Origin of the sequence: Bradyrhizobium sp. BRP19 (assembly GCF_020194195.1) — a bacterium.
Taxonomy (GTDB): Bacteria; Pseudomonadota; Alphaproteobacteria; order Rhizobiales; family Xanthobacteraceae; genus Bradyrhizobium; species Bradyrhizobium yuanmingense.
The window spans coordinates 245717-260433 of sequence record NZ_JADYVZ010000001.1; the positions used below are offsets into that span (position 1 = coordinate 245717).

Consider the following 14717-nt stretch of genomic DNA (forward strand, 5'->3'; position numbering starts at 1 on the left):
CTCACCAAACCATAAGACCGCTTCCGGCGCTATGCACACCATGGCGGAAAAAGCCGATAAACCAGGCCGCCAGGATGGCGGCGACAAAACCGTCCAGGCGGTCCATAAGCCCGCCATGGCCGGGAATTAAGTGACTGGAATCCTTGACACCGAAGCGCCGCTTCACGGCGGATTCGAAGAGATCGCCGAGCTGCGACACCACCGACAGGACGGCGCCGACGAGCAGCAGCGGAACCAGCTTTCCGATCCCGCAGGCGGCGAAGCCGGCCGCGACCGCAAGGCTCGCCGCAAAGCCGCCGAGCGCGCCGGCCCAGGTCTTTTTCGGGCTCACGCGTGGCCATAATTTCGGGCCGCCGATGCTGCGTCCGGCGAAATAGCCGCCGATGTCGGTCGCCCACACCACGAGCAGCACGAACATCAGCGCGGAGAAGCCGTTGACGAGATCCTTGCGCACCAGGATCGAGGCCAGCAGCGCCGCCGCCGCATAGGCAAACCCGCTCGCCGCCCACAAGAACTTGCCCCGGGCGATCAGCGTCACGATGGCACCGCCAATGAGGCCGGTGACGACGGAGGTCTTGAGCGCGCCGAAAGCGACGGAGGCTCCCATCATGGCGATCACGACCGTCCCTGCCCCGGTCAGCGCGGCCGATGCTGCGCCCACCACCATCAGCCATTCCGCGAACAGCCCGATCGAGACCAGGGTGACGAGAAGCGCCCACAACCAGCCACCGGCATAGGCGATCGCGATGGCCAGCGGCGCCAGCACCAGCGCTGCGAGGACCCGCATCACCAGATTGCTCGGGGCAGGCTTGGCGCCCGCCGATGCAGGATCGGGTTCGTTCACGAGGCGGTCTTCGCAACCAGGCCGCCGAAACGGCGCTCGCGCCTGGCAAATTCGGCGATCGCGCTTTCCAGCGCCGCCTTGTCGAAGTCGGGCCAATGGATCGGCACGAACACGAGCTCGCTATAGGCGGCCTGCCACATCAGGAAGTTCGACAGGCGCTGCTCGCCGCTGGTGCGGATGATGAGGTCGGGGTCGGGGATGTCGGGCGCGTCGAGATGCGCGCCAAGCGTCTCGGCGTCGATCGTGGCAGGATCCCGCCTGCCCTCCGCGACCTCGCGGGCCAGCTTCTGCGCCGCTTTCGCGATCTCCTGCCGCGAGCCGTAGTTGAAGGCGACGACGAGCGTCAGGCGCGTGTTGTCGCGCGTCAGCTCCTCGGCCTCGTTCAGCAAGGCGCAGATGTCGCTCTCGAGCCCCTCGCGCTCGCCGATGATGCGGACCTTGACGCCGTCGCGATGCAGGCTCGCCAGGTCGTTGCGGATGAAGCGCCGCAGCAGGCCGAACAGGTCGCCGATCTCGCTCGCCGGGCGCGACCAGTTCTCCGACGAGAACGAGAAGATGGTGAGATAGCGGATCCCGAGCTCGTGCGAGGCGCGCACCACGCGGCGCAGCGCGTCGACGCCGCGGCGATGCCCTTCCGCACGCGGCAGACCGCGCGCGGCCGCCCAACGCCCGTTGCCGTCCATGATGATGGCGACATGCGCAGGCGCCTCGGACCTGTCGGGTCCTTCGGTTGCGGGCGCGGCGGCGTTGGACATGAAGGCGGTGCCTTAAACGGTGAGGATTTCTTTTTCCTTGGCGGCCAGCAACTGGTCGATCTCGGCGATGGTGCCGTCGGTCGCCTTCTGCACCTCGTCGGCGTGACGCTTCTGGTCGTCCTCCGACATCTCGTGATTCTTCTCGAGCTTCTTGAGCACGTCGAGACCGTCGCGGCGGACATGGCGCGCGGCGACCTTGGCGGCTTCGGCATATTTGTGCGCGACCTTCACCAGCTCCTTGCGGCGCTCCTCGTTGAGCTCGGGAATGCGCAGGCGCAGCACCTGGCCCTCGGTCGCGGGCGACAGGCCGAGATTGGAATCGACGATCGCCTTCTCGACGGCCTTGACCATCGACTTGTCCCAGACCTGCACCGAGATCAGCCGTGGCTCCGGCACGCTGACGGTGGCGAGCTGGTTGAGCGGCATGTGGCTGCCATAGGCCTCGACCTGCACCGGATCGAGCATCGAGGCGGAGGCGCGTCCCGTGCGCAGGCCGCCGAGCTCGTGCTTGAGCGAGGCGACGGCGCCCTGCATGCGACGCTTCACTTCGTTGAGATCGAAATTACCCGTGGCCATCACGTTTCTCCTTCAAAATCCCGGCGACCGCTCCGCACCGTCCGTTCGGCGCGCCAGATGAGCCGTCAGCCGGCGACGATGGTTCCGTGGCCGACGCCACGCAGAATCGCGCCGATCGAGCCCGGCTCCGCGATCGAGAATACGATGATAGGCAGCGATGTCTCGCGGGCAAGCGCGAAGGCGGTCGCATCCATCACCTTGTAACCGCCCTCGATCGCCTGCGAATGCGTCAGGCGGTCGAACCGCGTCGCGGTCGGATCCTGCTTCGGATCGGCCGAGTAGACCCCGTCGACATTCGTCGCCTTCAGGACCGCCTGCGCGCCGATCTCGGCGGCCCGCAGTACCGCGGTCGTGTCGGTGGTGAAGAACGGATTGCCGGTCCCGCCGCCGAGCAGCACGATGCGGCCCTCGGCCAGGTATTTGTGTGCCGCAGTGCGGGTGAACAGCTCGGAAATCTCGGGCATGACGAAGGCCGACAGGGTCCGCGCCGGCGTTCCCTTGCGCTCGATCGCCGCTTCCAGCGCGAGGCAATTCATCATGGTGGCGAGCATGCCCATGGTGTCGCCGGTGGTGCGCGACACCCCGCGGGATGAGACCTCGACGCCGCGGACCATGTTGCCGCCACCGATCACGACCGCGACCTCAGTGCCGAGATGGCGGGCCGCGATCAGATCGTCCGCAACCCGGTCGACGGTCGGCTGATCGATGCCAAAGCCTTGCCGTCCCGCGAGATACTCGCCGGACAGCTTGATCACGACGCGACGATAGACCGGATCAGTCATGAGCACTTTCCTTGTCCGGGCGCCGCTTCCGGCGGCACGCCGGAAGGAACTTCCGGCGCTTACTTCTTGCCGCTGGCCGCGGCGACCTCGGCCGCGAAGTCGCTTTCCTGCTTCTCGATTCCCTCGCCGAGAGCATAGCGCACAAAGCCCGCGATTTTCACAGCCCCGCCGACCTTGCCCTCGGCCTCCTTCACCGCCTGCGCCACCGACTTGCCGGTGTCGTGGATGAAGGCCTGCTCGAGCAGGCAGACTTCCTTGTAGTAGGTCTTGAGGCCGGACTCGACGATCTTCTCGATCACGTTCTCGGGCTTGCCCTGCTGACGGTACTTGTCGGCCAGTACGTCCTTCTCGCGCTTGACCACGGCCGGATCGAGGCCGGACGGATCGAGCGCCAGCGGGTTGGCGGCCGCAATGTGCATCGCGATCTGACGGCCGAGCGCTGCGAGCTCATCGGCCTTGCCCGGCGATTCCAGCGCCACGATCACGCCCATCTTGCCGGCGCCGTCGATGACGGCACCATGGACGTAGTGCGAGACAACGCCCTGGCTCACCTCGAGCGCGGCGGCGCGGCGGAGCGTCATGTTCTCGCCGATGGTGGCGATCGCATCATTGATGGCGGTTTCGATCGTGACGTCGCCGACCTTGGCGGCCTTGATCTTCTCGACGTCCGCTCCGACGTCGAACGCGACCTGGGCGATCATCTTGACCAGGCCCTGGAACTGGCCGTTGCGCGCAACGAAGTCGGTCTCGGAGTTGACCTCGACCACGACGCCCTTGGTGCCCTTGGTGAGCGCGCCGATCAGGCCCTCGGCGGCGACGCGGCCCGACTTCTTGGCGGCCTTGGACAGGCCCTTCTTGCGCAGCCAGTCCTGCGCCGCTTCCATGTTGCCGTCGTTTTCGGTGAGCGCGGCCTTGCAGTCCATCATGCCCGCGCCGGTCGATTCGCGCAGGTCCTTGACCATCGCAGCTGTGATCGTTGCCATCGTTGAAAATCCTTTGTGCCTGCCGGTTTGCCGCGGCGCGGCATCGAATCGCCCCGCCGCGGTCCATCTCAGGAATTCGCGTCAACTGAAATGGTGGCCGGATCCTATCCGGCCAACCCATCGCTCTTTTTAACTATTCCGCTTCCGCGGTCAGCGCCTTGGCCTTGGCCACCCAGGCATCCGCACGGCTCGGCAGACCGACTTCTTCGCCGATCGTGTGCGCGGTGTCGTGGTCGAGCTCGGCGAGCTGCCAATAGTGGAAGATGCCGAGGTCGTTGAACTTCTTCTCGATCGCGCCCGACACGCCCGGGAGCTTCTTGAGGTCGTCGGCAGTGCCGCGGGGACCCGCAAGGCCCTGGAAGCCGCTCGAGGACGCCGCCGGCAGCTCTTCGGCGACCGGCTGGGCCGAGGCGCCGACGTCGATGCCCGAATCGCCCTGCGCGCGCGAGATGCCGTCGATCGCCGCACGCGCGACGAGATCGCAGTACAGCGAGATGGCGCGGCCGGCGTCGTCATTGCCCGGCACCACATAGGTGATGCCCTTCGGGTCCGAATTGGTGTCGACGATCGCGGCGACCGGGATGTTGAGCCGCTGGGCTTCCTGGATCGCGATGTCTTCCTTGTTGGTGTCGATCACGAAGATCAGGTCGGGCAGACCGCCCATGTCCTTGATGCCGCCGAGCGAGCGGTCGAGCTTGTCGCGCTCGCGCTGCAGCGTCAGGCGCTCCTTCTTCGTGTAGGAATTGGCTTCGCCGCCCGAGAGCACGTCGTCGAGGTGACGCAGGCGCTTGATGGAAGCCGAGATCGTCTTCCAGTTGGTCAGCGTGCCGCCGAGCCAGCGCGAATTGACGAAATACTGCGCGCAGCGCTTGGCCGCGTCGGCAACGCCGTCCTGCGCTTGGCGCTTGGTGCCGACGAACAGGATGCGGCCGCCCTTGGCCACCGTGTCGCTGACGGCCTGGAGGGCCTGGTGCAGCATCGGCACGGTCTGGGCGAGGTCGACGATGTGGATGTTGTTGCGGGTGCCGAAAATGAACGGAGCCATTTTCGGATTCCAGCGGTGAGACTGGTGACCAAAGTGCACGCCAGCTTCGAGCAGCTGACGCATAGTGAAATCGGGCAGTGCCATCGTTCTAATTCTCCGGTTGGTTCCTCCGGAAACGTGTGAGCAAAACGGAGCGTTCACGCCCCGGTTGCCACCGGACGGCCTTGTGAGCCATGTTTCCGTGTGAGATGGCGCGCTATATAGCGCCATTTCGGCCAGAAGCAAGGAAATAACGGCCTTTGGGGACGCCTCTAGGCTGCTGTCGCATCCCGGCATCCCCTGCCCCTCGCGCCTCCTAACACCTGGGCTGGCCCGGGGGGCAGCTCTTCGGTGGCGGTCCGGCCGGCCGCGGCGGCGCATGCGGCGCGGCGGCCATCGGCGGCGGCGCCGGTCGGGCGACCGGAGGTGGCGGCGCCGGTCGGGCGACCGGAGGTGGCGGCGGCGGCGGCGCTGGCCGCGCAACCGGCGGCGGAGGTGGTGCCGGCCGCGCCATTACTGGCGGAGGCGGAGGCGGCGCCGGCCGGGCAACAGGTGGCGGCGGCGCCGGCCGTGCCACGGCCACGGGCGGAGGCGCCGCTCGCGGCGGCGGAGGTGGCGCAACGCGCGGCGGAGGCGGCGGCGTCGGCCTTGCCAGAGCCTGAGGAGGCGGCGGCGGAGCGGCGGGCCTGGCGGCCTGCGGCGGCGGTGGCGCGGGCCGATGACCCTGAACTCCGGACGGTGTCCGCGCCGCTACAGGCGGCGGCGGAGGTGTCACGGGTTTGACCGCAGTCGGGGCCGCGGGCTTGCCGGTGGCCGCGCTCGGCGGCGGCAAAGCGCCCGGCTGGGGCCCGCCCGGCCTGCCGCGCAGGTCAGGCACAGGCGGGGTCGTTGTCCCCGGCGGCCTGGGCAGGGCCGCGGACGGGCTCGCCGCGGTTCCGGAAGCCGGCGGGGGATTGGGCGTCGTTGCCGCGTTCGGCTGCGCCGGCGGAACGTTGCCGCTCGGCGCCGTGGCGGTCGCGGCGGGCTTGCCAGGGGGTGGGACGGTCCCGGGCACAGCCCCTGCCCTGGCCGGCGGCGGCCCGCCGGGGGTGCCGGGCACGGGCAGCGTATTGGCCGGCGGCAGCTTGGTCGGGGCCAGCGCTTGCGGGGTTGCCGCGGCGTTGCCGGCGGGAGCGTTCGCGCTCGGACTGGGCGTGCCGCCGGGCGTCCCCGTCGCGGGCGGCGCTCCGGCCGGCGGGCTGCCCGGAGATCCCGGCACCGGCAGCGTATTGGCCGGCGGCGGCTTGGTCGGAGCCAGCGCTTGCGGGGTTGTAGCGGCACTGCCGGCGGGAGCGTTTGCGGTCGGACTTGGTGTGCCTCCCGGCGTCCCAGCTCCGGGCGCCGCTCCGGCTGGCGGGCTGCCGGGAGCTCCCGGCGGCGGCACAATATTGGCCTGCGGCAGCTTGGCGCCGGCGGGCGGCGGCGCTGTCGTGCCAGGCGCGACATTGGCCGGAGCTGGTGTCGGGATACCTGGCCTCGCCGTCGGCTGGATGGTCGCGCTCGGCGGCATCGGCGCCTTGCCCTGCTGGATCAGGGCGGCGCGCTGAACGACCGCCTGCGGCACGGCCGGTCCTGCCGGCGTGGCGCGGCCGGCAACCGCCGGCGCCAGATTGCCAGGTCCGATCCCAGATCCGAGCGCCGGCCCCGCGGCCGGCGGCGGCGCCGGCGGGCGGTTGATGACGGTGTTGATGACCGTGGTGTTGTGGATGTTCTGGTAGATGATGTTGTTCGGCGGCGGCGCGACATAGACCGGCGGCCTCACGAACACCGGGATCGGCACGAACACCGGCTGCGGCAGCACGAACAGGCCGACCACGGGCAGCGGCGGCGGCAGCACGACGAAATCCGGCGGCGGCGGCGGCAGATAATAGACCGGCGGCGGCGGTGGCGGCGCGAAGCCGAAATCGGGATCGCTGAAATACAGCACCGGGCGATCGACATAGACCACCTCCTCCGGCGGCGGTGGTGGCACGTCGTAGTCGATCATCGCGAAGGTCGGCGGCGGCTCGGGCGGCGCGGTGAGGATCGCAAGGCGGCGCCGCGCATCCGCCGCATGCGGCCCGCGCGGATAGCGGCGCAGATACGACCAATAGGCCTCCGGCGTGTCGGTCCGGTAGGTCCGCCGCCAGGTGATGGCTTCGCGGCGCGCGGCAACGATCGCCATCACGCGCTTGGCGAGGGGATCGTTCGGATAGGCCGCGAGAAACTCTTCATAGGCCGCCAGCGTGTCGCGCTCGAGCGCGGCGGCATAGGCGTCCTGCACCCCGAGATCGCGGATCGGCTTGCCGCGGATCGCGGCGACCTGGTCGGGCGCAGCCTGCGGCGGCGGCGCATCGGGCGCGCGCTCGAAGAACGAGAATGGCGCCGAGATCTTCTGCTCGTTCCAGGGCACCTGCGCGCCCTTGGAGGCCTCGTTGACGCGCAGGCGGACGCGGTCGAACACCTCGGGCAGCGGCAGGCCGCCGGTGCGGATCATCTCGGCGAGCGACTGCGCATAGATGCCGTAGGGCCCCGGCTCCTCCGGCGCCACCGTGCCGGGCGCGGCATTGAAGGCGATCAGCATGTTCGCCTCGGGCTCGACCAGCGCCAGACCGCTCGCGATCGGCTGACCGCCCTCGATGAAGGGCTGCGCACGGGCTGCGTCGAGCACGACGATATTGGCCTTGAGCGGAATCGAGGCGAGCTGGCGCGCATAGTCGCTGATGCGCAGGGCCTCGGTCGGTATGTCGGTGTCGCGGCTGATGTTGGAATCGACCGGGATGAAATAGTTCTCGCCGGCGAGCTGCACGCCGTAGCCGGCAAGATAGATCATCGCGACGGTGCCCGGGCCCGACGCCTGGGCCTTCTGGATGAAATCGCGCAAGCTCTTGCGCAGCGTGTCGCCGTCGAGATCGCGCGCGCCGACCACGTCGAAGCCGGCCGCCTGTAGCGTCTGCGCGATCAGGCCGGCATCGTTCGCGGTGGTCGCCAGCGGCGATTTGGCGTAGGCGCCATTGCCGACCACGAGCGCGATACGCTTTTCCTGCTGCTGGGCACGCGCCTGATGCGGCGCGCCTGCGGCAAGGATCGCCATCGGCAGGAGAAGGCAGAGGAAGACTTTGAGCGTCCCACGCATGGCTTGTGCCTGCTTTTGTCGTTGAGGTAGCCACCGCATATACCGCATATCAGGCGCGCGGCCAGCTGAATGGCACTTGAACGAAAAGCGCGGATTGAGGCGGCGGCATGGCGCCGCCGCCCAACTCAAACCTCCACGCCAAACCTCACGTCAAACCTCGAACCTCCACGTGAGGCCTGCAAGCCTCGCGACCGCACTGCGGCACAAGGCTCCTCGGCCCGTTCAGCCCTGGGCGATCAGATCGACCGTGCCCGTGGTTAGCCGGTAGATGCCGCCGACAACCTTCAGCTTGCCCTGCTCCGCGGCCGCATTGAGGATCGGCGCAGCCGTCTTCAGCTTGGCGATGTTGTCGACCACGTTCTGCCGGATCGCCTTGTTGAGCACGTCCCCGCCCTGCTGCATCGCCGCCTTTGCGGCGGGCGCGATCGCATCGACCAACGAGGGAATGTGCCCCGGCGGCGACGTATTGTCCTTGATCGCCTTCAGCGTCGCGTCGACCGCGCCGCAGGCATCATGGCCGAGCACGAGGATCAGCGGTGTGTTCAGCACCGCCACCGCATATTCCATGCTTGCGATGGTCTCGGTGCCGGCAAAATTTCCGGCGACGCGACAGACGAAGAGGTCGCCGCGCCCCGCATCGAACGCATATTCCGGTGCGATGCGCGAGTCGGCGCAGCTCAGCACGGCCGCGAACGGATTCTGTCCGCCGGCCAGCGCCTCGCGCTCGTGCTTGAAATCGTGACGTCGCGACACGCCGGCGACGTAGCGCCCATTGCCTTCCATCAGCCGCTTCAGCGACGCGTCGGGCGACAGCACGTTCTGCGGCTTTGGCGGCTGCTTGGCGTCCTTGGCCAAGGCGCCACTGGCGAAAGCTCCACCGGCGAAGGTCATGCCGAACGCGGCGGCGCCAAACAGCATCGCCGATCGCCGCGACGGCGCGATGTCTTGGCGCAGAGAGGCTTGGCGCAGAGATTGGTGATGCAGAGTGTCAGAACACTTGTCGCACATGTGACGTCTCCTCGGGTCAGTGGACGAATGAAGCGTCGCGAAGATAGGTGCGCCGATATGAAGAAAAAACAAATGTTAGTTGATGCAACCGATGATTGCTGCACCGCGCGCTATGCTGCAAGCCGAAAGGCCGGTCATTCCGCGCGACGATTGCACGAACATGCGTCCGCCTGCATGCATTCGAGATCAACCCGCCAAAGAGCCCCTGCGCCAGCGCGATCAGAGGCACGTCGTCGTACCGCGCGCCCTACTCGACGGCTTCCAGCTCCGCGAGCTTCGTCCGCGCGGTTGCCTCATCCAGCGCGACGAGCTCGCCCGGACCGAGATTGGCCTCGCCCGCCGTCGCGACGGACACGACCGCAAGTCCGGCCAAACCGCCGAGCACGGCGCCGCCCATGGCCGCATCGTGCCGGGGGCTGCTCTTGATCAGGTAGAAATGCGTCCGGCCTGCCTCCATGACGATCTCGCGCTTGGTCTCGCCCGGAAACATCAGCTCGGTGAGCAGCACGTCGTGACGCCCGGCAGGCCGATCGGCATAGGCGTATTTTCCGGCCACGACTTTTCCGAGCGGCGCACCGTCGAGCTTCACCTCGCAGGCGCAAATAGCCATGCTCAGGCCGCTCCTCTTATCCTGCAGGAACACCACACGCGCGTGCCCCGCGCGCGGAGGACCAACCTTTTTCGACACCGACGCAAAGTCCGTCCCAACCTGATTGCTGACGCACCCCGTCAGCATGGCACAAACGGCCAGCAACAACGCAACCTGTCGCAGCATCACACGCCCCATTCCATTCCCCGGGACATGCTAGTCGGAATCAGCGCAGGGTTGCAACCGATGCAGTTGTGACGACTTTGCAAAAACCGGAACGCGTGGCGGAGAAGCTAAAGCTGCTGCACGTCGACGACGCCTGCCACCGCCTTGATCGCGCCGGCGATCTGCGGCGAGACCTTGAAGCGGCCGGGCAGCTTCATCTCCACCTCGGTCTCGAGGTCGAGCATCAGCACCAGCGAGACCTCGCCGTCGCCGTTTCCGCGCGGTGCGATGCCCGGACTGCCGACCTTCGGCGCGCCGCCGTTGGAAGCCGCCATCTCGGGCCCGGCGAGACGCTTGGCAATCGAGTCCAGCGGCTTGGTGTCGCGCAGGAAGATGCGCAGCCCCTTCTGCGTCTTCGCCGCAGCATCATCGAGCGGCTCGGCATGCAGCACGCGGGCGCGGACGTCCTCGCCCTGAAGCTCGGCCCCGAGTTGCAGCAGCACGGCCGCGCCCGGCTCCAGCACGTCGCGATATTGCGCAAGGCCTTCCGAGAACAGCACCGCCTCGAAATGGCCGGTGGGATCGGACAGCCCCATGATGCCCATCTTGTTGCCGGTCTTGGTACGCCGCTCCATGCGCGAGACCACGGTCGCGGCAACCTTGCCGGCGGTGGCGCCGGTCTTCACGGCGCGCGAGAACTCGGCCCAGCTCTGCACCCGCAGCCGCTTCAGCACGGTCGCGTAATCGTCGAGCGGATGTCCCGAGAGGAAGAAGCCGATCGCGTCGTATTCGCGGCGCAGCCGCTCGGCCGGCAGCCATGGCTCGACCTGCGGCAGCATGATGGTCGGCGCATCCGCCGACATGCCGAACATGTCGTTCTGGCCGATGGTCGCAGCTTCATGCGCGCGCTGGCAGGCGGCGAGGATCGCATCCGCACCGGCAAAGACGCGCGCCCGGTTCGGCTCCAGCGTGTCGAAGGCGCCGGCGGCGGCGAGACTTTCGATGATGCGCTTGTTGATCGCGCGCGGCGAGACGCGCGCGGCGAAATCGGCGAGCGAGGTGAACAGGCCGCCCCGGGTGCGCTCCGCGATGATCTGCTCGATCGCCTGGATGCCGACGCCCTTGAGCGCGGCGAGCGCGTAGTAGATCGTGTTCTCGCCGACCTCGAAGGTCGCGCCCGACCGGTTGATGTTCGGCGGCTCGACCTTGATGCCGAGGCGCTGCGCCTCGGAGCGGAATTCGGAGAGCTTGTCGGTGTTGTTCAGATCGAGCGTCATGGACGCGGCGATGAACTCCACCGGATAATGCGCCTTCATGTATGCGGTGTGGTAGGACACCAGCGCATAGGCCGCCGCGTGGCTCTTGTTGAAGCCGTAGTCGGCGAATTTCGCGAGCAGCTCGAAGATGGTCTCGGCCTGCCCCTTCGGCACGCCGTTCTTCACCGCCCCCGCGACGAAGATGTCGCGCTGCTTGTCCATCTCGGCGCGGATCTTCTTGCCCATGGCGCGGCGGAGCAGGTCGGCGTCGCCGAGCGAATAGCCCGACATCACCTGCGCGATCTGCATCACCTGCTCCTGGTAGATGATGACGCCGAAGGTCTCCTTCAGGATCGGCTCCAGCACGGGGTGCAGATATTCCGGCTCCTCGTCGCCGTGCTTGCGCGCGCAATAGGTCGGGATGTTCGCCATCGGGCCCGGCCGATAGAGCGCGACCAGCGCGATGATGTCCTCGAAACGGTCGGGGCGCATGTCGATCAGCGCCCGCCGCATGCCCTGGCTTTCAACCTGGAACACACCGACCACGTCGCCGCGCGCCAGCATCTGATAGCTCTCGGCATCGTCGATCGGCAGCGTGGCGAGATCGACATCGATGCCGCGCGGCTTGAGCAGCTTGCAGGCGGCGTCGAGCACGGTGAGCGTCTTCAGGCCGAGGAAGTCAAACTTCACGAGGCCCGCCGGCTCGACCCATTTCATGTTGAACTGGGTCACCGGCATGTCGGATTTGGGATCGCGGTAGAGCGGCACGAGCTCGCTCAAGGGGCGATCGCCGATCACGATGCCGGCCGCGTGGGTCGAGGCGTGGCGGGTCAGGCCTTCGAGACGCTGGGCGATGTCGAAGGCGCGCGCCACCACGGGATCTTCGTCGCGGAACGCCTGCAGCTTCGGCTCGCTCTCGATCGCGGCCGCCAGCGTCACCGGCGCCGCCGGATTCTGCGGCACCAGCTTGGTCAGCTTGTCGACCTGGCCGTAGGGCATCTGCAGCACGCGGCCGACGTCGCGCAGCACGCCGCGCGCCTGCAGCGTACCGAAGGTGATGATCTGCGCGACCTGGTCGCGGCCGTAGCGCTGCTGCACGTAACTGATCACCTCGCCGCGGCGGTCCTGGCAGAAGTCGATGTCGAAGTCCGGCATCGAGACGCGTTCCGGATTGAGGAAGCGCTCGAACAGCAGGCCGAACTTGATCGGGTCGAGGTCGGTGATCGTGAGCGCCCACGCCACCAGCGAGCCTGCGCCGGAGCCGCGGCCCGGCCCGACCGGAATGCCGTGAGCCTTGGCCCATTTGATGAAGTCGGACACGATCAGGAAGTAGCCCGCGTACTTCATGCGCATGATGACGTCGAGCTCGAACGCCAGGCGCTTGTTATAGTCTTCTTCCGTCGTGCCCTGAGAGAGGCCGTGCACGCGCAGACGATTGGCGAGCCCCTCCTCCGCCTGCCGCTTCAGCTCGGCCGCCTCGACCGCGGCTGCGTCCGAGCTCGCCGCGGCGCCGACGGTGAAGAACGGCAGGATCGGCTTGCGCGTCATCGGCCGGAACGAGCAGCGCTCGGCGATCTCCACCGTCGAGGCCAGCGCCTCCGGAATGTCGGCGAACAGCACCGCCATCTCGGCGCGCGTCTTGAAGCGATGATCCGGCGTCAGCTGCACACGGTCGGTCTCGGCGATCAGCCGGCCGCCGGCGATGCAGAGCAGCGCATCATGCGCTTCGTAATCGTCGGTGGTCGCGAAATATGGCTCGTTGGTCGCAACCAGCGGCAGCCCCTTGGCGTAGGCGATGTCGATCAGGCCGCCTTCGACGCGCCGCTCCTTCTCGGCGTTGTGGCGCTGCAATTCGATGTAGAGACGGTCGCCGAACAGAGCAGCCAGACGCTCGCACCGCGCCCCGGCGAGCTCGGCCATGCCGCCGGCGAGCGCCAGTGAGATCGGCCCGTCCGGCCCGCCCGTCAGCGCGATCAGGCCCTCGGTCTCGCCCTCGAGCCAGTCGAGCTTGATGAACGGAGCATGGCTGTCCGGCGATTCCAGAAACGCGCGCGAGTTCAGCCGCATCAGGCTGCGATAACCGCGCTCCTGCGCGGCGAGCAACACCACGCGCGAGGGTCCCATCGCGTTGCGCGCGTTGGGATCCTGATCGCCGAAATCGATGGCGAGCTCGCAGCCGACGATCGGCTGGATGCCGGAGCTCGCCATCTTGTCGGAGAACTCCAGCGCGCCGAACAGATTGTCGGTGTCGGTCAGCGCCAGCGCCGGCTGGTGGTCCTTCTTGGCAAGCTCGGCGAGCTTGGCGATCTTGATCGAGCCCTTGAGCAGCGAATAGGCCGAGTGAACGTGAAGGTGAACAAATCCGGCGCTCGGCATGGTCGCGTGACGGCCTCTTGCAGATGAGATGGAGCGGTCTCCGGCGCCTCAAGGCATCATGCACTCGCGGCCGACTCGCCTCTCAATGGTGGGGTCTCACAGCTTGAGAGTCCACGCCGGAGCGGCCGCTTGGGCGCGTCGTCCCGCTTTTCCCCAAGAGGTCGGAGAAAGCCGGCCTACAGCTGCGGAATGACCTGGGCCCAGATCGCGATCATCCCGACGAACAGCGTGATGGACGCCAGTGCGGCGGCTTCTTCCACGAAAACCCTGAACATGGCCGGCTCCCTTGTTGGAACGTATGAAGAACATTGTTCTCATTTCGTTCTATGGAGTCAAGCGATCCGGAAGCCGCCGAAAGGAGATGGTTAACTCGCTGAAGACAAACAGCAAAAAAGCCCCGGCCGAGGCCGGGGCTTTCGTCAGCCACTCACGTGGAGCGGTCAGTCTCAGTAACGGCCGATCATCGGGCCGCCGAACTTGTAGTTCAGGCGGACGAGACCCATGTCGATGTCCTGCCCGATGCGTTCGACAGCGCCACTGGCGAAGGTGACGTTGTGGTCGCCGAGGAAGATGTGGTTGTACTCGACGCCGACCGTCCAGTTCGGAGCAAAACCAAACTCCAGGCCCGCGCCAACCGTGGCACCCCAGCGGGTCTCGTCGGCCCGGTCGAGATTCGCACCCGTCACGACGCTGTAGACGTCGTACTTGTTGCTGACGACCGCCGCACCGCCCTTCGCGTAGAGCAGGACGTTGTTCCAGGCATAGCCAACCTGGCCTGTGATCAGACCGAACGCATCGACGCGCGTCCGGTTCCGCAAACCGGTGATTGCGCTGATGTTGTCACCCGAGAAGTCGGCCCAGTTGCCCTGGCCCTCGAGACCGAACACGAACTGGCCGGACTGAAAGCGGTAACCGATCTGGCCACCGACGGTGCCGCCGGTCGAATTGTGGGAGCCTTCCGGACCGAAGCCGACCAGATCCCACGACGTGTCAGCCGAACCGCCGCCGCCGTTGATACCGATGTAGAAGCCGCTCCAGTCATACACCGCAGCGATCGCCGCGGGCGGTGCTTTGGTGTAGGGCCGTGCCGCGAGATCAGCCGCAAGTGCCGGCGCAGTCGCACCAAGCGCGACCAGGCTGACAGCTGCAAGCAACAAATTCTTCTTCATTTGATTCCCGTTCCAGTTTCTTCAGTAGTGGGCCCC

Annotated in this window: 11 protein-coding genes; all 11 read right to left on the reverse strand. The window is 67.3% G+C overall.

The features are described from left to right. Window position 1 precedes the first annotated feature (1 nt). A complete protein-coding gene (locus tag I6F36_RS01185; protein ID WP_036010026.1) occupies window positions 2-844 on the reverse strand; it encodes a phosphatidate cytidylyltransferase in 843 nt (280 codons plus the stop codon). Continuing rightward, window positions 841-1599, reverse strand: a complete 759-nt coding sequence (locus tag I6F36_RS01190; protein ID WP_036010029.1) for an isoprenyl transferase — start codon at window positions 1597-1599, stop codon at window positions 841-843. Before I6F36_RS01190 ends, I6F36_RS01185 begins: the two co-directional genes overlap by 4 nt. 12 nt (window positions 1600-1611) lie before the next feature. Further along, entirely contained in the window at window positions 1612-2175 is a 564-nt protein-coding gene (gene frr / locus I6F36_RS01195) for a ribosome recycling factor (protein WP_025036556.1), read from the reverse strand. A gap of 65 nt (window positions 2176-2240) precedes the next feature. Next, window positions 2241-2957 carry a UMP kinase gene (gene pyrH, locus I6F36_RS01200; protein WP_036010035.1) on the reverse strand — a complete coding sequence of 239 codons (717 nt, stop codon included), beginning with the start codon at window positions 2955-2957 and terminating at the stop codon, window positions 2241-2243. A gap of 59 nt (window positions 2958-3016) precedes the next feature. Continuing rightward, the gene (tsf, locus tag I6F36_RS01205; protein WP_225112543.1) at window positions 3017-3940 is read right to left on the reverse strand and encodes a translation elongation factor Ts; all 924 of its coding nucleotides are present in this window, start codon (window positions 3938-3940) and stop codon (window positions 3017-3019) included. Between the two features lie 133 nt (window positions 3941-4073). Continuing rightward, window positions 4074-5069, reverse strand: a complete 996-nt coding sequence (locus tag I6F36_RS01210) for a 30S ribosomal protein S2 (protein WP_036010040.1) — start codon at window positions 5067-5069, stop codon at window positions 4074-4076. Between the two features lie 211 nt (window positions 5070-5280). Further along, on the reverse strand, window positions 5281-8118 hold the full coding sequence (locus I6F36_RS01215; RefSeq protein WP_225170911.1) for a caspase family protein: 2838 nt from the start codon (window positions 8116-8118) through the stop codon (window positions 5281-5283). 222 nt (window positions 8119-8340) lie between these two features. Next, window positions 8341-9126, reverse strand: coding sequence for a carbonic anhydrase (locus tag I6F36_RS01220; RefSeq protein WP_225170912.1), 786 nt, complete (start codon window positions 9124-9126; stop codon window positions 8341-8343). A gap of 247 nt (window positions 9127-9373) precedes the next feature. Further along, entirely contained in the window at window positions 9374-9736 is a 363-nt protein-coding gene (locus tag I6F36_RS01225; RefSeq protein ID WP_036010067.1) for a DUF2846 domain-containing protein, read from the reverse strand. A gap of 272 nt (window positions 9737-10008) precedes the next feature. Then, the gene (gene dnaE / locus I6F36_RS01230; protein ID WP_225125189.1) at window positions 10009-13512 is read right to left on the reverse strand and encodes a DNA polymerase III subunit alpha; all 3504 of its coding nucleotides are present in this window, start codon (window positions 13510-13512) and stop codon (window positions 10009-10011) included. Window positions 13513-13958: 446 nt separating this feature from the next. Continuing rightward, window positions 13959-14681: an outer membrane protein gene (locus tag I6F36_RS01235; protein WP_225124086.1), complete on the reverse strand. Its 723-nt coding sequence runs from the start codon at window positions 14679-14681 to the stop codon at window positions 13959-13961. Between the last annotated feature and the right edge of the window lie 36 nt (window positions 14682-14717).

Excerpts from the sequence above, each read along its gene's own strand:
- I6F36_RS01190 (WP_036010029.1), bottom strand. The coding sequence starts at position 1,599 with ATGTCCAACGCCGCCGCGCCCGCAACCGAAGGACCCGACAGGTCCGAG.
- frr (WP_025036556.1), bottom strand. The coding sequence starts at position 2,175 with ATGGCCACGGGTAATTTCGATCTCAACGAAGTGAAGCGTCGCATGCAG.
- pyrH (WP_036010035.1), bottom strand. The coding sequence starts at position 2,957 with ATGACTGATCCGGTCTATCGTCGCGTCGTGATCAAGCTGTCCGGCGAG.
- tsf (WP_225112543.1), bottom strand. The coding sequence starts at position 3,940 with ATGGCAACGATCACAGCTGCGATGGTCAAGGACCTGCGCGAATCGACC.
- I6F36_RS01210 (WP_036010040.1), bottom strand. The coding sequence starts at position 5,069 with ATGGCACTGCCCGATTTCACTATGCGTCAGCTGCTCGAAGCTGGCGTG.
- I6F36_RS01215 (WP_225170911.1), bottom strand. The coding sequence starts at position 8,118 with ATGCGTGGGACGCTCAAAGTCTTCCTCTGCCTTCTCCTGCCGATGGCG.
- I6F36_RS01220 (WP_225170912.1), bottom strand. The coding sequence starts at position 9,126 with ATGTGCGACAAGTGTTCTGACACTCTGCATCACCAATCTCTGCGCCAA.
- I6F36_RS01225 (WP_036010067.1), bottom strand. The coding sequence starts at position 9,736 with ATGGCTATTTGCGCCTGCGAGGTGAAGCTCGACGGTGCGCCGCTCGGA.
- dnaE (WP_225125189.1), bottom strand. The coding sequence starts at position 13,512 with ATGCCGAGCGCCGGATTTGTTCACCTTCACGTTCACTCGGCCTATTCG.
- I6F36_RS01235 (WP_225124086.1), bottom strand. The coding sequence starts at position 14,681 with ATGAAGAAGAATTTGTTGCTTGCAGCTGTCAGCCTGGTCGCGCTTGGT.